The organism is Eubacteriaceae bacterium Marseille-Q4139 (genome assembly GCA_018223415.1).
Lineage (GTDB): Bacteria > Bacillota > Clostridia > Lachnospirales > Lachnospiraceae > CABSIM01.
Genome location: JAGTTQ010000001.1, coordinates 3398288 through 3416323 on the forward strand (window position 1 = coordinate 3398288; position 18036 = coordinate 3416323).

Annotated in this window: 13 protein-coding genes; 11 read left to right on the plus strand and 2 right to left on the minus strand. The window is 54.1% G+C overall.

Annotated features, from left to right (window positions below; translation table 11 throughout):
• Positions 1 to 105: 105 nt before the first annotated feature.
• The 3 genes from KE531_16280 (at position 106) to KE531_16290 (ending at position 4623) form a co-directional block, all read left to right on the plus strand.
• Entirely contained in the window at positions 106 to 1491 is a 1386-nt protein-coding gene (locus KE531_16280; GenBank protein ID MBR9955150.1) for an alpha-glucosidase/alpha-galactosidase, read from the plus strand.
• A gap of 141 nt (positions 1492 to 1632) precedes the next feature.
• The gene (locus KE531_16285) at positions 1633 to 3126 is read left to right on the plus strand and encodes a tagaturonate reductase (GenBank protein ID MBR9955151.1); all 1494 of its coding nucleotides are present in this window, start codon (positions 1633 to 1635) and stop codon (positions 3124 to 3126) included.
• A gap of 24 nt (positions 3127 to 3150) precedes the next feature.
• Complete coding sequence (locus tag KE531_16290; protein ID MBR9955152.1) at positions 3151 to 4623, plus strand: altronate dehydratase; 1473 nt, start codon at positions 3151 to 3153, stop codon at positions 4621 to 4623.
• Between the two features lie 174 nt (positions 4624 to 4797).
• Here the strand turns inward: KE531_16290 and uxaC are convergent, their stop codons facing one another.
• Together uxaC and KE531_16300 are read right to left on the minus strand one after the other, a co-directional pair.
• Positions 4798 to 6231 carry a glucuronate isomerase gene (gene uxaC / locus KE531_16295; GenBank protein MBR9955153.1) on the minus strand — a complete coding sequence of 478 codons (1434 nt, stop codon included), beginning with the start codon at positions 6229 to 6231 and terminating at the stop codon, positions 4798 to 4800.
• Between the two features lie 137 nt (positions 6232 to 6368).
• A complete protein-coding gene (locus tag KE531_16300) occupies positions 6369 to 7715 on the minus strand; it encodes an MATE family efflux transporter (protein MBR9955154.1) in 1347 nt (448 codons plus the stop codon).
• A gap of 147 nt (positions 7716 to 7862) precedes the next feature.
• Here KE531_16300 and KE531_16305 point away from each other — a divergent pair, with 147 nt between their 5' ends.
• The 8 genes from KE531_16305 to codY all read left to right on the plus strand — a co-directional run bounded on the left by KE531_16305 (position 7863) and on the right by codY (position 17978).
• Complete coding sequence (locus KE531_16305) at positions 7863 to 8786, plus strand: helix-turn-helix domain-containing protein (protein MBR9955155.1); 924 nt, start codon at positions 7863 to 7865, stop codon at positions 8784 to 8786.
• 118 nt (positions 8787 to 8904) lie between these two features.
• Positions 8905 to 10251 carry a putative DNA modification/repair radical SAM protein gene (locus KE531_16310; protein MBR9955156.1) on the plus strand — a complete coding sequence of 449 codons (1347 nt, stop codon included), beginning with the start codon at positions 8905 to 8907 and terminating at the stop codon, positions 10249 to 10251.
• A 10-nt stretch (positions 10252 to 10261) separates the two neighbouring features.
• Positions 10262 to 11026: a TIGR03915 family putative DNA repair protein gene (locus tag KE531_16315; GenBank protein ID MBR9955157.1), complete on the plus strand. Its 765-nt coding sequence runs from the start codon at positions 10262 to 10264 to the stop codon at positions 11024 to 11026.
• Between the two features lie 16 nt (positions 11027 to 11042).
• Complete coding sequence (locus KE531_16320) at positions 11043 to 11996, plus strand: alpha/beta fold hydrolase (protein MBR9955158.1); 954 nt, start codon at positions 11043 to 11045, stop codon at positions 11994 to 11996.
• Between the two features lie 355 nt (positions 11997 to 12351).
• Positions 12352 to 13884, plus strand: coding sequence for a YifB family Mg chelatase-like AAA ATPase (locus KE531_16325; GenBank protein ID MBR9955159.1), 1533 nt, complete (start codon positions 12352 to 12354; stop codon positions 13882 to 13884).
• A 1-nt stretch (position 13885) separates the two neighbouring features.
• Positions 13886 to 14983: a DNA-processing protein DprA gene (dprA, locus tag KE531_16330; protein ID MBR9955160.1), complete on the plus strand. Its 1098-nt coding sequence runs from the start codon at positions 13886 to 13888 to the stop codon at positions 14981 to 14983.
• Between the two features lie 10 nt (positions 14984 to 14993).
• Positions 14994 to 17072, plus strand: a complete 2079-nt coding sequence (gene topA / locus KE531_16335; protein ID MBR9955161.1) for a type I DNA topoisomerase — start codon at positions 14994 to 14996, stop codon at positions 17070 to 17072.
• Positions 17073 to 17195: 123 nt separating this feature from the next.
• The gene (gene codY, locus KE531_16340; protein ID MBR9955162.1) at positions 17196 to 17978 is read left to right on the plus strand and encodes a GTP-sensing pleiotropic transcriptional regulator CodY; all 783 of its coding nucleotides are present in this window, start codon (positions 17196 to 17198) and stop codon (positions 17976 to 17978) included.
• Positions 17979 to 18036: the final 58 nt, after the last annotated feature.

Genomic DNA, 18036 nt, shown 5'->3' on the forward strand with positions numbered 1-18036 from the left:
GCTTGAGAGCAGGTAAGAAGAGTTGCCTGCTCTCATTGTTTTTGACGGCATGAAAAACGACAGCATGTAAATTGACAGCATGAGAGAAGAGAGGAATGATTGAACATGAACAGAGAAGTGAAGATTGCCTATATCGGAGGCGGCTCCAAAATGTGGGCATGGAATTTTATGAAGGATCTGGCTCAGGCAAAGGACATGTCCGGCGAGGTGCGGCTTTACGACATCGACGTTCCGGCGGCGGAGCGGAACAGGATCATCGGAAACAAGATCCAGGCGAAGCCGGAAGCTGTGAGCGATTTTACTTATACGGTCTGCCAGGAGCTTTCCGAGGCGCTGACCGGCGCGGATTTCGTGCTGATTTCCATTCTTCCGGGCACCTTTAAGGAGATGCGCTCCGACGTCCATGCGCCGGAGCAGTACGGGATTTACCAGTCGGTGGGCGATACCGTAGGGCCGGGCGGCGTGCTGCGTGCCATGCGCACCGTGCCGATCTATGAGGGCTTTGCAAAGGCCATCAGGGAATACTGCCCCGACGCGTGGGTTCTGAACCTGACAAACCCCATGAGCATCTGCGTAAAAACCTTATACCGGGTGTTCCCGGAGATCAAGGCCTTCGGCTGCTGCCATGAGGTGTTCCACACCCAGGATCTCCTCTGCTGTGCCTTAAAGGAGTTAAAGGGCATTGAAGCTACGAGGCGGGATATTTATACGGATGCCAGCGGCGTCAACCACTTTACCTGGATCACCGAGGCGAGATACAAAGACATCGACCTGCTCGGGCTGATGCCGGAGTTCATGGAGCGGTATTTTGAGTCCGGATATTATGAGAACGGCCCGGCAGATGCATGGAAGACCAATACTTTTGCATACGGGAACCGGGTTAAGATGGATCTGATGAAGCGGTACGGCGCCCTGGCGGCGGCCGGGGACAGGCATCTGGTGGAGTTTGTAAACAGCGACTGGTACTTAAAGGATAAAGAGACCGTCGATTTCTGGCATTTCGGCCTGACGACCGTGGATTACCGGGAGGAGAAGCAGGAGCGGCTCATCCGCGAGTCCATGGAGATGGCGGAGGGCAAGCGGGACGTGCCGGACATTGACGCTTCGGGAGAAGAGCTGGTGCGCCTTTTAAGAGGCATTTTAGGGCTTGAGACGGTGGTTTCCAACGTCAACATGCCGAACCGCGGCCAGATGCCTGGGATGCCCCTTGGCTCCATTGTGGAGACCAACTGCGTCTTTACAAACGGCTTCGTGGATCCGATTGTGTCAAAGCCCCTTCCGAAGGCGGCCCTTTCCCTTGTGCGGGAAAACTGTGACAACATCGACCTGCTTTCCGAGGGCATTGCCGAGCGGGACATGGACAAGATTTTCGCGGCCTTCCTTCACCAGCCGCTCTGCGCGAAGCTTACGGTGGAGCAGGCCAGAGAGCTGTTCCATACCATGTGTGAAAATACGAGAGATTATTTAGCGGAGTATTATCCTGGGATCTAGCCGGACAGGCGGCGAAAGCGGCAGGCCATCAGTGCTGTTTTTGCAATGGATTTGCCGTGTTTCGCCATTGAAAGGCGGGCGGTTTCAGGCTATACTACGGCCATAGAGAAAGCATACTATAAATACGGAGGGTATTGGATTATGGAGAGATTAAATTACGAGGTACTTCGCAAGTCCGGTTATCAGGGATATATCCTTGAAAAGGCGCCGGAAAAGGTGCTTCAGTTCGGCGAAGGCAACTTCCTTCGTGCATTTGTCAACTACTGGTTCGACGTGTCCAATGAGAAGGCAGGCTGGAACGGGAAATGCGTGCTGGTTCAGCCCATCGCTCCCGGCCTTGCAGATATGATTAACGAGCAGGAGGGCCTTTACACGCTGTACCTGCGCGGCAGGGAGAACGGGGAAAAGGTAGACCGGAAGCGCGTAATCTCTTCCGTATCCCGTGCCATCAACCCCTATGCCGAGGGCGGCTATGACGCCATGATCGAACTGGCCTGCTCCGATGATCTGGAGTATGTGGTTTCCAACACGACAGAGGCCGGCATCGTCTATGACCCCGCCTGCAAAAAAGAGGACAGGCCGGCATCTTCGTTCCCGGCAAAGCTGACCCAGGTGCTTCTGGCACGTTTTGAGGCAGGAAAGGGCGGCCTTGTGATCTTATCCTGCGAGCTCATCGACAACAACGGAAAAGAGCTGTTAAAGTGCGTAAACCAGTACATCGAGCAGTGGGGGCTTTCCGAGGAATTCAAGTCCTATGTGAACAACGACTGCACGTTCTGCTCCACGCTGGTGGACCGGATCGTTCCCGGCCGTATCCGCGACGCGGCTGAGGTGGCCCGTCTGGAAGAGGAGAACGGCTATTCTGACCCGCTTCTGGACGTCGGCGAGGTGTTCGGCGTATGGAACATCGAAGGGCCGGCATGGTTAGAGGAAAAGCTTCCGTTTAAGGCGGCCGGCTTAAACTGCCCGGTTGTCCCGGATGTGACTCCCTATAAGAAGAGAAAAGTCCGCATTTTAAACGGCGCCCACACCGGCTTTGTTCCGGGCGCGTACCTGGCCGGCTTCGACATTGTCCGCGACTGCATGCAGGATCAGACCGTCTGCGGCTTCATGAACAAGATGCTCCATGAGGAGATCATCCCGACGCTGCCGCTGGATAAAGAAGATCTGGAGTCCTTTGCATCGGCTGTGGAAGACCGTTTCAATAACCCGTTTATCAACCACGAGCTCATGAGCATTTCTTTAAACTCCACCTCCAAGTGGAGAGCCAGAAACCTTCCGAGCCTTCTGGAGTATGTGGAGAAGGAAGGGAAGCTTCCGAAATGCCTCGTGACGAGCTTTGCGGCTTATATGGCGTTCTTCTCTGCGGATATCCAGGAATTAAATGAGAACGGGCTTGTTTGCCGCCGTCCGAAGGGCAACGACTACGTCTGCTCCGACGACAGGTTCGTGCTGGAATTCTACTATGAGCATAAAGACGACGACGCAAAGACGCTGACCCATGCCGTCATGACCGACGAGCGCATGTGGGGACAGGATCTTACGAAGGTTCCGGGCTTTGAGGAAGCTGCGGCAGAAGCCCTGGAGCTGATCCGGAAAGAAGGCGCTTTAAAGGCGTTTGCAGCCTGCCTGTAAACGGCAGAGATGAGGGAGAAGAATATGCCTGATTTTATTCATATTCATGAGAAAGACAACGTGGCCGTGGCGCTCTGCCCCATAAAAGAGGGCACGGAATTTGAAGGCGTTACGGCGGCTGAGGACATTCCCCAGGGTCATAAAATGGCTCTTAAGGCCATCGAAAAGGATGCGATGGTCGTCAAGTACGGCTTCCCCATCGGGCACGCCACAGAGGACATCGCGGCCGGACAGTGGGTGCACACTCACAACATGGCGACGAACCTTTCCGGCGAGGTGGAGTACACCTATAACCCGAAGGTGCAGTTCCCCGAGCCGCTTGAGCCCAAGACCTTTATGGGCTATGAGCGGGCAGACGGCAGGGCGGCCATCCGCAATGAGATCTGGATCATCCCGACGGTGGGCTGTGTCAACGACGTGGCAAAGGCCCTCGTGGCCGAAAACCAGGATCTTGTGACCGGTACCATCGACGGGCTCTACACATTCCCGCATCCCTTCGGCTGCTCCCAGACGGGGCACGACCATGCCCAGACGAGAAAGCTTTTGGCGGCTTTGACGCGCCATCCGAACGCCGGCGCCGTGCTGGTTCTGGGACTTGGCTGCGAGAACCTGACCCATGAACAGTTCTTAGAGGAGCTTGGCGAGTATGACAAGGATCGCGTGAAGTTTTTGATCTGTCAGCACGTGGACGATGAGATGGAGGCAGGACGCGAGCTTTTGAAGGAGTGCGCGGCCTATGCCGGCCGGTTTGAGCGGAAAGAGATGCCAGTGAGCAAACTGATTGTCGGCATGAAGTGCGGCGGTTCCGACGGCCTTTCCGGCATTACGGCCAACCCGACCGTAGGGCGGTTCTCGGACATGCTCTGCGCTATGGGCGGCAGCACGGTGCTCACGGAGGTGCCGGAAATGTTTGGCGCCGAGGGCTTTCTGATGGACCGCTGTGTGGACGAAGAAGTATTTCAAAAGGCGGCCGGCATGTTAAACGGCTTTAAGGATTACTTCATCAGCCACAACGAGGTAGTCTACGACAATCCGAGTCCGGGAAACAAACAGGGCGGCATCACGACCCTTGAGGACAAGTCCTGCGGCTGCGTCCAGAAGGGCGGAAGCGCGCCGATCATGGACGTCATCGGCTACGGCGATGCGGTGACGAAGCGCGGCCTCAACATGCTTTACGGCCCGGGAAACGATCTCGTTTCGGCGACGGCTTTAACGGCTGCCGGAGCGCATTTAATCCTCTTTACGACGGGGCGCGGAACTCCTTTTGGGGCACCGGCGCCGACGATGAAGATTTCCACCAACACGCCTCTGGCGAAGAAGAAGGCCTCCTGGATCGACTTCAACGCCGGCCTTGTGGCTGACGGGGAGAAGACCCTGGACGAGGCGGCCTCTGACCTTCTCGATCACGTATGCCGTGTGGCTTCCGGCGAGAAGACGAAGGCTGAGGAAAAGGGCTTCCGGGAGATTTCGATCTTTAAGGACGGAGTTGTGTTATAGGATATAAGATAAGAAGAACGGCATGGGAAGTCGGATATGACAGGCTCCCGTGCCGTTTTTTAGTATGCGGAGGCAGGAAAGAATGCCGCCTGCGGGATTTTCCGCCTGCGGCATTCGTGACAAAAAAGCGCGGCCGCCGGAGATTTTCCGGAAGCCGCGCTGCTTTTGCGATGATTATAAGCCAAAGTATCTCTTGGCGTTGTTGTAGGAGATGCCCTCGACGATCTTCTTTAAGGAAGCGTCGCTGTTGGGGTATTCGCCGTTTTCTACCCAGGTGCCGATGACGTTGCACATGATCCGGCGGAAGTAGTCGTGGCGTGCATAGGACAGGAAGGAACGGGAGTCTGTCAGCATGCCGATGAAGTTTCCTAAAAGGCCGAGGTTGGCTAAGGATTTCATCTGATCCTCCATGCCGCTCTTGGTGTCGTTGAACCACCAGGGAGCGCCGTGCTGGATCTTTCCGGGGATCTCGTCGGACTGGAAGCAGCCGATCAAGGTTCCAAGCTGCTCGTTGTCGGCCGGATTTAAGGAGTAGAGGATCGTCTTCGGGCACTCGCCGGTCAGATCCAGGGCAGATAAGAAATCTGCAATGCTGGCTCCGCAGGTGTTCTGGGAGATCATGTCAAAGCCGGTGTCCGGGCCGAGAAGGCGGAACATCCTCTCGTTGGCGTTGCGCTTGCAGGAGTAGTGGAGCTGCATGGCGATGTTTAAGCGGTGGTATGCGCGTCCTAAAGCCATGAGGACGGCTGTCTGGTACATTTCCGCTTCCTCCGTCGTGACGGCTTCGCCGTTCATGGCCTTTTTGTAGGCGGCGTTCACGTTTTCTTTGGAGGCCGGACGGAAGGGGATATAGTCAAGGCCGTGATCGCTTGCGCGGCAGCCAAGCTTTGCAAAGAATTCCAGGCGGGAAATCAGAGCGTCAATCACTTCGTCGGCAGAATCCAGGGACGTCTTTCCAACGCTCTCAGCCAGCTTTCCGATGTACTCTTTAAAGCCCTCTTTTGTGATGTTGATGGCCTTGTCGGGACGGAAGGACGGGCAAACCTTTACGTCGATGCTGGGATCTGCGGCGATTTTCTCATGCCACTCCAGGGAATCAATGGGATCGTCGGTGGTGCCGACCATGGCGACGTTTGCCTTTTTCATGATGCCGCGGACGGTCAGCTCCGGATCATTCCTGAGTTTCTCATTTACATAATTCCAGCATTCCTCGGCGTTTTCCATGGTGAGAGGCTTGTTGTAGCCGAAGAACTGGCGAAGCTCTAAGTTGCACCAGTGGTACATGGGGTTTCCGATGGCCATTTCAAGGCTCTCAACGAATTTTAAGAAACGCTCGTAGGCAGGCTTGTCCCCGGTGATGTAATCCTCGCTTACGCCGTTGGAGCGCATGACGCGCCATTTGTAGTGGTCGCCGAAGTAGGTTCCGTCGGGATTCTTTCCTCCGAGCCAGACCTCAACCAGGTTGTCAAAGCGCCGGTTCTCGTAAATTTCTCTCGGGGAGATGTGGCAGTGGTAGTCGATTAACGGCATGGTTTCCGCATAATCGTGGAACAGGTGCTTTGCGGTTTCTGTCTCAAGTAAGAAATCTCTGTCCATAAAATCTTTCATTCTTAATTTCCCCCAATCTTTGTTGGTACGATTTGTTCGGGGCGCATCCTGCGCCTTTGAAAAACAGTATAACACATTTCAGATGAAAAACGATATAACTAAAACGGATATAAACATGTAAAAAGAAAGAATATGGCTTACCCGCGCCCGTTTTCCGAAGGGGACGGCGGCAGGTTTTTAACAGTCTTTAAGCACACGGCAATCAGAAGTGCGGCTGCTCCGATCCATGCTGAGGGCTCAGCAAAGAAGATGGCAGACGCGCCGAAAATCTGTGTAAAAAAGCAGCCGGCAGATACCCGGGCGATAAATTCGATGATGCCGGAGAGAAACGGCGCGACCGCATTCCCAAGGCTCTGCAAGGTGTTTCGGAAGACGTAGAGCTGGTACAAGGGGCAGAGGAGAACGCTCATGATGGAGAGGTAGCGGTAGGCGATCTCCAAAACCTCCGGGGCGTCCGGGCTTGTATTGTCGATGAAGAGCCCGAGAATCTGCTTTCCGGATAAAAGCATGAAAACAGAGACAAAGACGGACAGTGCGGCACCGAGGATGGCGGCGCTTTTTAAGCCTTTGCGAATCCGTCCGCTGAGGCCGGCGCCGTAGTTCTGGGCCATATAGGTGGTAACGGCATAGCCCAGGGAGACGGCAGAGCTCTCCAAAAGCCCGTAAATTTTATTGGTGGCGGTGAAGCCGGCGATAAAGAGGAAGCCGTGCTTGTTGATGGCCGACTGGAGAATCATGCCGCCGACAGCAATTAACACATGCTGGAGCGCCAGCGGGATCCCCAGGCGGCACTGGATAGAGACAATGGCCTTTTTCATGCGCCAGTCCTTTTTTTCCATTTTCATGAGCTCCATCTTCCGCAGCACAAGAAAACAGTAGCAGAAAGCGAGAAGCTGTGCAGCAACCGTTGCGGCTGCGGCGCCGATGATACCCCAGCGGAATACAAGCACGAACAGAAGATCCAGCGCGACATTTGTGACGGCGGCCACAGCAATGGCAATGAGGGGCGTCCTGCCGTCACCGAAGGACCGCAGGATCGAGGAGGCCATGTTGTAGGCCGTGACAACCAGGATGCCGCCGAACATGGTGAGAAGGTATTCCAGGGCGCCGTCAAAAATATTGGCAGGCGTCTTAAGGAGCAGAAGGAGCGGCCTTGCCATAAGCAGGCAGACGACGGTCAGAAAAGCCCCGACGGCCAGGCACAGCCAGACGGACATGGCGACGGCCTGGCGGATTTTTGTGGTATTTCCTTCGCCGAAATACTGGGAAATGGGGATGGCGAACCCCTGGGTCAGCGCCTGTACGACCCACAGCGCCAGCCAGTACGACCAGTCGGCGGCGCCGACGGAGGCCAGCGCTTCGACGCCGATCCCTTTCCCCACGATCATTGCGTCCACAATCATATAGAGCTGCTGCCCGAGATTTGCGGCGATTAACGGCGCGGCAAAAGACAGCATCAGCTTTGCCGGACTGCCGGCAGTCATGCTTTTTACACGGCTCATGATGGATGTTCCATCCTTTCTGTTGACTTCTGTATTTTTCAATTATAAAATAATAGGATAATTTTCCAGGGACGTATATAGAAAAAAGTGCCAGTTTTTATAAAAATCGTACCAGGCAGAGGAGGAAGGATGAGCAGAAAAGTCGTTATTGTGGGCCAGAACCTTCAGGAGGAAATCGAATACCCCAATCACTCGTTTCCGATTTCGTTTTATGAGGATCATCTCGACGATTATCTGAATGGGGAGATGGGGTACCATTGGCATGAGGAATTTGAGTTCGGCATGCTCTTGCGGGGGCAGGTCAGATGTTTTATCGGCCATGGTGCAGCAGAGCCGGAATGCGGGATTTTAACGGCCGGAGACGGCCTGTTTGTAAACTCCAAATCTCTGCACCGCATAGTGCAGGAGGAGCCGGGAACGGTTCTTTATAATTTTGTCCTGCCGGCCGGATTTTTCGGGCTCCTTCCGATGGGAGAGGCCCATCAGAAATGCATTCTTCCCGTCACGCGGTCGTCGGCAGCAGGCCTGTTTCTGCACCGGGAAGAAGAGAGGGATAAGCCGTTATTGGACTGTATGGAGGATATTTACGGCATGCCGCAGGAGGAAATGGGGTATGAGCTGCACTGCATGGAGCTGGTCTGCCGGCTCTGGCGCCGGCTTTTCATCCGGATTTCAGACATGGAGGAGCCGTCTGCTTCCCGGGCAGGGGAACTGAAGGAACAGAGGCTTCGCCGGATGCTGTCCTTTCTCCATGCCCATTTCGGAGAGGAGATTTCGGTGAATTCTGTGGCAGCGGCAGCCAACATCAGCCGCAGCGAGTGTTTCCGCTGCTTTCGGGCTGTCATAGGGAAGACGCCGTCGGAATACTTAAATCAGTACCGGCTTTCCCAGGCGGCTTATTTCCTTTCTTACACAGAGCGGCCGCTTTCCGACATCTGCTTTTCCTGCGGTTTTAAAAGCATGAGTTATTTTGGAAAGTGTTTCCGGGAAACCTACGGCATGTCACCCGGCCAGTACCGGAAAAACGGCGTCCGGGCAGGGCGGCAGATATAGGTGTCAGGCTGCGTGAAAGTTAAGAACAAATGTTCGATAAAGCGCTTGCTTTTTTCTTTATCATGTGATACAATGTCTGCATAAAAGAACATACGTTCTAAGAACGGCGGTGACAGACATGGTGATTCAGGAAGAAATGGGCATAAAGGAAAAGCTGGAGATTTTGGCGGATGCGGCAAAGTACGATGTAGCCTGCACGTCCAGCGGAGTGGAGAGAAGAGGAAAGCGGGGAACGACGGGGAGTGCGTCTGCCTGCGGAATCTGCCATAGCTTTGCGGCGGACGGCAGGTGCATCTCGCTTTTAAAAATATTGTTTACGAATCAATGTATCTATGACTGCAAATACTGTGTAAACCGGGTATCTAATGACGTGGTGCGGACGTCCTTTACGCCGGACGAGGTCTGTACGCTTACGATGGAGTTTTATAAGCGGAATTATATCGAGGGGCTTTTCTTAAGCTCCGGAGTTTTTAAGAGTGCCGACTATACCATGGGGCTACTCTATGAGACGCTCTGGAAGCTTCGCAGGGCTTACGGCTTCCGCGGCTATATTCATGTGAAGGCGATTCCCGGCGCTGACGGTCGGCTTATTGAAAAGGTCGGCTTTCTGGCTGACCGGATGAGCATCAATCTGGAGCTCCCGACAGCGGAGGGGTTAAGGCGGCTCTGCCCTGGAAAAACCAGGGAAAAGATTCTTTTGCCCATGCGCCAGATCCAGAGCGGGATTGCCGGAAACCAGTACGAGCTGGCGGTTCGGCGCGATGCGCCGGCCTTTGTACCGGCAGGACAGAGTACCCAGATGATTGTGGGAGCGACGCCGGAAAGCGATTTTCAGCTTATTTCTGTGGCGGAGGCGCTGTATCAGAAATTCAGCCTGAAGCGTGTGTTTTACTCGGCCTTTGTATCCCAGGGATGTGATGAGAGCCTGCCGGCGCTTCCTGGCGGCCCGCCGCTTTTAAGGGAACACAGGCTGTATCAGGCCGACTGGCTGCTGCGGTTTTACGGCTTTGAGGCCTCAGAGCTTCTGACGGAAGACAGGCCTAATTTCAACGTGCTTTTAGATCCGAAATGCGACTGGGCCGTCCGTCACCTCGGGGAGTTCCCTGTGGAGGTGATGACAGCCGGCTATGAGCGGCTTTTGCGCGTACCTGGGGTCGGAGTACGGTCAGCCAGGCGGATTGTAAAGGCCAGGCGGAGCGGCCGTCTGGATTTTCCGGATCTGAAAAAGTTCGGCGTCGTTTTAAAGCGGGCCATGTATTTTCTCACATGCGGCGGGAAGACCATGTATCCCCTACGGTTTGAGGAAAATTTCATTGCGGGGCAGTTAATCGGTGAAGAGAAGCGCCGGGCTTTTGATATCTCGCACGGCGAGTCCTACCGCCAGCTTTCATTTTTTGACGATGAGCGGTTCCTGGCGGAGCCGTGCCATGAGGACTTAAGGAAGGCTGTGAGCGGGAATCTGTGAGGGAAAGAAAATGGTTGTGTTTTTATGCGAAGAAGGGTTTGACGGGATTCTCTGCGGCGTGTATGATGCTTATGGAAGCGGCCTTAAGGAAGAATGCTTGGTAGAGTTGGAGCAGGAGTACGAGCCGAGGCTGTTTGCCGAATACAGAAACAGCAGGCGCGACGGCGAAAAGGCCGGGAAAACCGCGGAACTGATTCGGAAGCGGATGTCGGAGGCCGCTTATGAGGCCATGTACCGGGCTTCGCTTCATAAAAGCCCGGGGCGCGCCGATGCCGTTTTCCGGTTTTTCTGCCTTGGAATGCAGGCGGGAAGGGGTGTGATGAACCGTCTGTCTGACCCTGCGGTCTATGAGATTTTTAAGATGGACCGGTATGTGGGAAACGAGGCGCATCTGCTGACAGGCTTTACCCGTTTTGAACGGCTTTTAAGCGGGATGCTTTACGGCGTCATCGGACCGGAAAACGACGTGCTGGAGCTGGTGGCCGGCCACTTTGCCGACCGGCTTTCGGGTGAGGCGTGGATCCTGTTCGATGAAAAAAGGCGGAAGGCGGCCGTCCACAGGGCAGACGGCAGGTGGGCTGTTTTGGACGGAATCGGAGAAGAGCAGATCCTCCGGACGTTCGGTCGGGTTAAAGAGGACGGATATTCGGAAATGTGGAATGCATTTTTTCGGAGAATTGCAGTGGAAGAGCGGTACAATCCGCGCTGTCAGAGGAACCTGCTTCCTCTCAGGTACCGGAAATATATGACGGAATTCTCCGGAAAGAAAGTCTGAGAAAGGCGGTATTGTCATGAAAACCAGAGAATTTTACGTGCCGTCGTCTGACGGGAAGCACAGGCTCCATGGGATTGAATGGGTTCCGGACGCAGAGATCCGGGCAGTGCTCCAGATTTCTCATGGAATGGTGGAGCATATAAAGAGATACGAGGAGTTTGCCGTATTCTTGACGGCGCACGGGATCGCCGTCTTCGGCCATGACCATCTGGGCCATGGAAAGACAGCGAACGGGGACGCGGATTTCGGCTTTTTTGCAGAGAAGGCCGGACATGTGATCCCGATCCGCGATCTGAGACGGATGACAGCTTATGGAAAGAAACGGTTTCCCAATGTGCCGTTTTTCCTTCTTGGACACAGCATGGGCTCCTTTTTCGTCAGGCGGTATATGACTGTTTACGGAGACGGGCTGGACGGTGCGATTCTTATGGGAACCGGAGGGCAGAGAGGGCCTTCCGTGGGGCTTGGATACGTCCTTTCCCTGGCTGTGTCCGCGATTCGGGGAAGCAGGTACCGCAGCCGGCTGATCTATGAGCTTTCTCTGGGAAATTACAGCCGGCATTTCCCGGAGGAGGAAACGAATCACGCCTGGCTGTCCCGGGATCCGCAAAAGGTCCGCGAATACGAGGAAGATGCGTTCTGCCAGTTTATATTTACGGCCGGGGCATACCGGGACTTTTTCCGGCTGATCCTGGAGGTTTCCAGGGCGGAAAAGGCGGGAAAGCTCCCGAAAACCCTTCCGATCCTGTTCCTTTCCGGTTCCGAGGATCCGGTGGGCGGATGGGAAAAAGGGGTAAGACGTGTTTTCCAGCGGTACGCGAAGGCCGGCAATGAGAACCTTACCCTGGGATTTTATCGTGAGGCAAGACATGAGCTCTTAAATGAGATCAACCGGGACGAGGTGTACGGGGATATCCTCGAATGGCTGGAAAAGCAGCTTTCGGACGTGGAAAGGGAAGACGGAAAGTAAAAGTTCCGGCATATGTGAAACGGAAAGCGGCAGGCGGCATATTTGGCGGCATGCCTGCCGCGGGGGAGAAATCGGAACAGCCGGGGAAAGTCCGGCAGATTTCTGATTTTTATATTGCTTTTGCAGGCAGAATCCTGTATAGTTTAGATATCTGAATTCAATTCTTTTATTTCAGCGCGCAAAATGCGTGTTCTGTACGGCGTATCGTTTCGCAGATTTTTTTGCGAAAACCCGAAAGAAACAGGTTTTAGGAAGGATATAGGCTTTCAGCGGATCTGTGTTCCGGCGCGGATGTGCGCCAGGCGCATCGTTTCGCCTGCCGGGAAAATATATATGGAAGCAGGGAGGGATTCTTTTGTTCTGCAAACGAAGCGGACTTTGCCTTCAGGGAATCGGCGGTGCCGTCGTCTCTGTGGAGGCAGATGTAAGTGACGGGCTGCCAGGCTATCTTTTCGTGGGTTATCTGGCCTCAGAGGTGCGGGAGGCCCAGGAGCGGGTGAGAACGGCCATAAAAAATCTGGGCCTTCGTCTGCCGCCCAAGAAAATTACCATCAACTTATCGCCGGCAGATATCCGAAAGGAAGGGACAGGCTTTGATCTGGCTATTGCGGCGGCGATCCTGGCTGCATACGGCGCTGTCCCCAATGAGGCCGGCTGTGACTGTATTTATGCCGGAGAACTTGGATTGGACGGGAGTGTCAAGGGGATCCCGGGCATCCTTGCGATGGCGGATCTTGCGAGGCGCAGCGGATTTTCCCGCATGTTCGTTCCGGCAGCCAATGTATCGGAGGCCTCAATGATTGAGGGGATCCGGCCAATCCCGGTGAGGAGCCTTCGTGAGCTGTTTGAGATGCTGACGGGGCAGGAGCCTTTCCGGGATGGGGGGAAAGGCGCAGGCTTTGACGGCAAAGATCTCAATTCCTATGATGTGGATTTTTCCGAGGTGAACGGCCAGCCGCTCCTGCGCCGTGCCGCCGAGGTGGCGGCGGCCGGAAAGCATAATCTCCTGGCCATTGGCCCGGCCGGTTCGGGAAAAACCATGGTGGCCAGAAGGATGCCGACAATTATGCCGGAGCTTACGATGGAGGAAGCCATTGAGATCTCAAAGCTTTACAGCATCAGCCGCCTGTTATCGGAGACGGAGCCTTTAATCAGGAGAAGGCCTTTCCGGGCACCCCATCATTCTATCTCCATGCAGGCCATGACAGGCGGAGGGAGTCGGCCGAAGCCAGGGGAGATTTCCCTGGCGACGGGAGGAATTTTGTTCCTTGATGAGCTGCCGGAGTTCAGCCGCCAGACCTTGGAGGCGCTGCGCCAGCCCCTGGAGGAGCGGTGCGTGACGATTTCAAGGGTTCACGGATCCGTCTGTTATCCGGCAGATTTCCAGCTTGTGGCGGCAATGAACCCCTGCCTCTGCGGCCATTATCCGGATATGGAAAAGTGCACCTGTACGCCGTCGCAGATCCGGCGCTATCTGGGAAAGATTTCAAGGCCGATCCTGGATCGGATGGATATCTGCGTGGAGGCGCCTGCCGCTTCCTTTGAGGATATCAGCCGGGCCGGAAAGAACGAGCCGTCCGAAGCGATCCGTGCCAGGGTAAAACGTGCAAGGGAGATTCAGGCCGAACGGTTTCTAGGGACTTCCGTTCGCTGCAACGGGGAGATGAGCGGGAGCCAGGTGAAGGAATTCTGCCGTCTGGAAGAAAAGGAACGGCAGTTTATGGAACGGATTTACGGGGAAATGGGCTTAAGCGCGCGGACGTATGACAAAATTTTAAAGGTGGCGCGGACGGCGGCTGATCTGGAAGAATCCGATGAGATCTGTCACCGCCATCTTTGTGAGGCTGTGTCTTACGTGAGGTTTAAAGAACGGTATTGGGGGAAGTAATATGGATGCAGGTGAGAAGGAATATTTGTACTGGCTCTGTCATATAACGCCACTGGGAGCCGTCTCCATCCGGAAGTTATATGAATATTTCGGGAGCTTTCGGGAAATATGGAGGGCAGATGAGAAAACACTGGAAGCCCTTGATTGGCTGGGGGAGAAAAAGCGGCTCCGCCTGCTTTCCGACAGAAAACGCCTGGAGGAGACGAGGCGGGAGTACGAGGCGCTTTCCGGAAAAGGAATCCGGTTCGTGACATTTTGGGAGGAGGAATACCCGAAGCGCCTGTGTTCGCTTCCCGACAGGCCGCCGGGACTTTTTGTGAAAGGAAGCCTCCCGGAGGACGGCAGGCCGTCTGCCGCCATTGTCGGGGCGCGGGGGTGTACCGAGTATGGGAGACAGACTGCGGAAGCTTTTGCCGGCGAGCTGGCGGAACGCGGTGTCCAGATAATCAGCGGGCTGGCAGAGGGAATCGACGCTGCTGCCCACAGAGGTGCCCTGCTTCATGGCGGCAGGACGTTCGGCGTCCTTGGATGCGGCGTCAACATCTGTTATCCGGCAGTGAATTTTTCACTGTACGAAGAAATGGCGGAAAAGGGCGGCGTTTTTTCCGAATTCCTTCCGGGAACATCACCGTTTCGAGGAAACTTTCCGCTTAGGAACCGGCTCATCAGCGGGCTGGCGGATGCAGTTATTATAATAGAAGCAAGAGAAAAAAGCGGCTCCCTGATTACGGCGGATCTGGCTCTGGAGCAGGGAAAGGAAGTTTTTGCCGTCCCGGGGCGTGTTTCTGACCCTCTAAGCGCAGGCACCAACCGGCTTTTGCAGAGCGGTGCCGCCGCAGCTCTGACGCCTTCTGACATCCTGGATTTCCTGGGGATAAAATATGTAAAGAAATTAACACTTCATAAAAAATCTGAAAAGAGGCTTGCCAAGAAGGAAAATTTGGTGTATAGTTGCCTCGATTTGCAACCCAAGCACCTGGATACGATTATGCAGGAATGCGGCCTTGGAATCGGGGAGTGTATGGAATGCCTTTTGGAGCTGGAGCTTTCCGGGCTGGCGGTTGAAATCGGGAATCAATATTATTGCAGAAAGCTGTGAGGGTTTTGATATGGCGAATTGTCTGGTGATTGTGGAGTCGCCTGCAAAAGTAAAAACAATTAAGAAATTTTTGGGGAGCAATTACGAAGTGGATGCGTCCAACGGCCATGTACGGGATCTTCCGAAGAGCCAGTTGGGCATTGATGTGGCGCATGATTATGAGCCGAAGTATATCACCATACGGGGAAAGGGCGATATCCTTGCGAAGCTCAGAAAAGAAGTAAAGAAAGCAGATAAGATTTATCTGGCAACGGACCCTGACCGGGAGGGGGAAGCGATCTCCTGGCACCTGATGAAGGCTCTGAAGCTGGATGAACTGAAGGATAAAAAGGTTTACCGGATCAGTTTTAATGAGATCACGAAAAATGCCGTGAAGGCCTCCTTAAAGACGCCGAGGAATATCGACATGAACCTGGTGGACGCCCAGCAGGCCAGGCGTATGATGGACAGGATGGTGGGATATCTCATCAGCCCGATCCTCTGGGAAAAAGTGAAGCGCGGCCTCAGTGCAGGCCGTGTGCAGTCGGTGGCTCTCCGCATGATCTGCGACAGGGAGGAAGAGATCAACGCCTTCATCCCGGAGGAGTACTGGAGCCTGGATGCGCTTTTAAAGGTGCCGGGAGCCAAAAAGCCGGTGGAGGCGAAATTTTATAAGGATCAAAACGGCAGGACGGAAATCAGGAGCCATGAGGAGCTGGATGCGCTCTTAAAGGAACTGGAAGGCCAGAAGTATGTGGTTTCCGAGGTGAAAAACGGCGAGAGGACGAAAAAACCTCCGGTGCCCTTTACGACGAGTACCCTTCAGCAGGAGGCCTCGAAGGTTTTAAACTTTTCGACCCAGAAGACCATGCGGCTGGCACAGCAGTTATATGAAGGAATCGATATCAAGGGCCATGGCACCATCGGTCTGATCACATACCTGCGTACCGACTCCATCCGCGTGGCCGAGGAGGCAGACCAGGCCGCAAGGCGGTTCGTGGCGGAGCAGTACGGCGCAGAGTATGCGTCCCAGGGCGAGGAGGTCAAGAAAGGGAACGGGAAAATCCAGGATGCCCACGAGGCGATCCGTCCGACGAATATCGAGCTGACGCCGGTGAAGGTGAAGGATTCCCTTTCCAGAGACCTTTTCCGCCTTTACCAGTTAATCTGGAAGCGGTTTGCGGCAAGCCGCATGAGCAGCGCCGTCTACGAGACAAATTCTGTCCGCGTGGAGGCGGGCGGCGTGCTGTTTACCATGTCGGCTTCCAGGCTGAAATTTGACGGTTTCCTTTCTGTATATACGGACGAAGAGGAGCGGGAGGCAAAGAACCAGACGATTTCCAAGCTGGAAACCGGTCAGGAGCTGGAATTTTCCGGTCTCCAGAACGCACAGCATTTTACGCAGCCGCCGGCTCATTACACGGAGGCTTCGCTCGTGAAGGCACTGGAAGAGCAGGGGATCGGCCGGCCCAGTACCTATGCGCCGACCATCACGACGATTTTGGCAAGACGGTACATTGTCAAGGAAAATAAGAACCTGTATGTGACGGAGATCGGCGAAGTTGTGAACCGGATCATGAAAAAATGCTTCCCGAGCATTGTGGACATTACGTTTACGGCCAACCTGGAGTATCTGCTGGACAGCGTCGGCGACGGAAGCATGGACTGGAAGACGGTTGTGAGGAACTTCTACCCGGATCTGGAGGAAGCCGTCAAGGAGGCGCAGGTTTCCCTTGAGGCTGTGAAGATTGCAGACGAGGAAACTGACGAGGTCTGTGAGCTCTGCGGTCGGAAGATGGTGATTAAATACGGCCCCCACGGAAAGTTCTTAGCCTGCCCCGGTTTTCCGGACTGCAAGAATACCAAGCCGTATCTGGAAAAGACGGGAATCCCCTGCCCGAAATGCGGGAAGGAGCTGATTCTCAAGAAGACGAAGAAAGGCCGCAAGTATTACGGCTGCGAAGACAGCCCCAACTGTGATTTCATGTCCTGGCAGCGGCCGTCGAAGGAAAAGTGTCCGGAGTGCGGCAGCTACATGCTGGAAAAGGGAAATAAGCTGGTTTGTGCCAACGAACAGTGCGGTTTCGTGAAGACCAGGGATAAAGAGTGAGAATTTCTATTTTTTTCTAAATTATCCGAAATAGTCTTGTTATTTAAGAAGTATTATGTTACAATTCCTATGAGGAATGATTTTTGCTGTACTATACGATTGCGAGAGGAGGCTTTTTAAATAATGAGTGTGGAATTATTGGATAAGACACGAAAAATTAACAAACTGCTGCACAATAACAATTCACACAAAGTGGTTTTTAATGACATCTGCAAGGTGTTGAGCGAAATTCTTTTATCCAACATCCTGGTGATCAGCAAAAAGGGAAAGGTGCTCGGCGTGAGCGTTTGCCCCGGCGTGGAAGAGATCCACGAACTGATCGAGGACAAGGTGGGCGGCTATATTGATAAGATGCTGAACGAGCGCCTTCTCAGCGTACTTTCCACAAAGGAAAACGTGAACCTTGCCACCCTTGGCTTTGCAGAAGAAAATGTTAAGAAATATCAGGCAATTATTGCTCCCATCGACATTGCAGGCGAGCGCCTGGGAACCCTGTTCCTTTACAAGGCAAATGAGCAGTATGATATTGATGACATTATTTTGTGTGAGTACGGCACGACGGTTGTCGGCCTTGAGATGATGCGCTCCGTAAACGAGGAGAACGCAGAGGAGACAAGGAAGGTTCAGATCGTAAAATCGGCCATCAGCACGCTTTCTTTCTCAGAGCTGGAAGCCATCACGCATATTTTCGAGGAGCTGGACGGAAACGAGGGAATCCTGGTTGCAAGCAAGATTGCAGACCGTGTTGGAATTACGCGTTCCGTTATCGTGAATGCACTCAGGAAGTTTGAGAGTGCAGGCGTCATTGAGTCGCGTTCCTCCGGAATGAAGGGAACATATATCAAGGTTTTAAATGACGTGGTTTTCGACGAACTGAAGAACCTGAAGGCTAATAATGCGAAATAAGGGGACGGCTGCTCTCCTGTGCAAGAAATAAAGAAAAAACGGATCACCGGCTGAGATG

Excerpts from the sequence above, each read along its gene's own strand:
- KE531_16310 (MBR9955156.1), top strand. The coding sequence starts at position 8,905 with ATGGTGATTCAGGAAGAAATGGGCATAAAGGAAAAGCTGGAGATTTTG.
- topA (MBR9955161.1), top strand. The coding sequence starts at position 14,994 with ATGGCGAATTGTCTGGTGATTGTGGAGTCGCCTGCAAAAGTAAAAACA.
- KE531_16285 (MBR9955151.1), top strand. The coding sequence starts at position 1,633 with ATGGAGAGATTAAATTACGAGGTACTTCGCAAGTCCGGTTATCAGGGA.
- uxaC (MBR9955153.1), bottom strand. The coding sequence starts at position 6,231 with ATGAAAGATTTTATGGACAGAGATTTCTTACTTGAGACAGAAACCGCA.
- dprA (MBR9955160.1), top strand. The coding sequence starts at position 13,886 with ATGGATGCAGGTGAGAAGGAATATTTGTACTGGCTCTGTCATATAACG.
- KE531_16320 (MBR9955158.1), top strand. The coding sequence starts at position 11,043 with ATGAAAACCAGAGAATTTTACGTGCCGTCGTCTGACGGGAAGCACAGG.
- KE531_16315 (MBR9955157.1), top strand. The coding sequence starts at position 10,262 with ATGGTTGTGTTTTTATGCGAAGAAGGGTTTGACGGGATTCTCTGCGGC.
- KE531_16280 (MBR9955150.1), top strand. The coding sequence starts at position 106 with ATGAACAGAGAAGTGAAGATTGCCTATATCGGAGGCGGCTCCAAAATG.
- codY (MBR9955162.1), top strand. The coding sequence starts at position 17,196 with ATGAGTGTGGAATTATTGGATAAGACACGAAAAATTAACAAACTGCTG.
- KE531_16305 (MBR9955155.1), top strand. The coding sequence starts at position 7,863 with ATGAGCAGAAAAGTCGTTATTGTGGGCCAGAACCTTCAGGAGGAAATC.
- KE531_16290 (MBR9955152.1), top strand. The coding sequence starts at position 3,151 with ATGCCTGATTTTATTCATATTCATGAGAAAGACAACGTGGCCGTGGCG.
- KE531_16300 (MBR9955154.1), bottom strand. The coding sequence starts at position 7,715 with ATGACTGCCGGCAGTCCGGCAAAGCTGATGCTGTCTTTTGCCGCGCCG.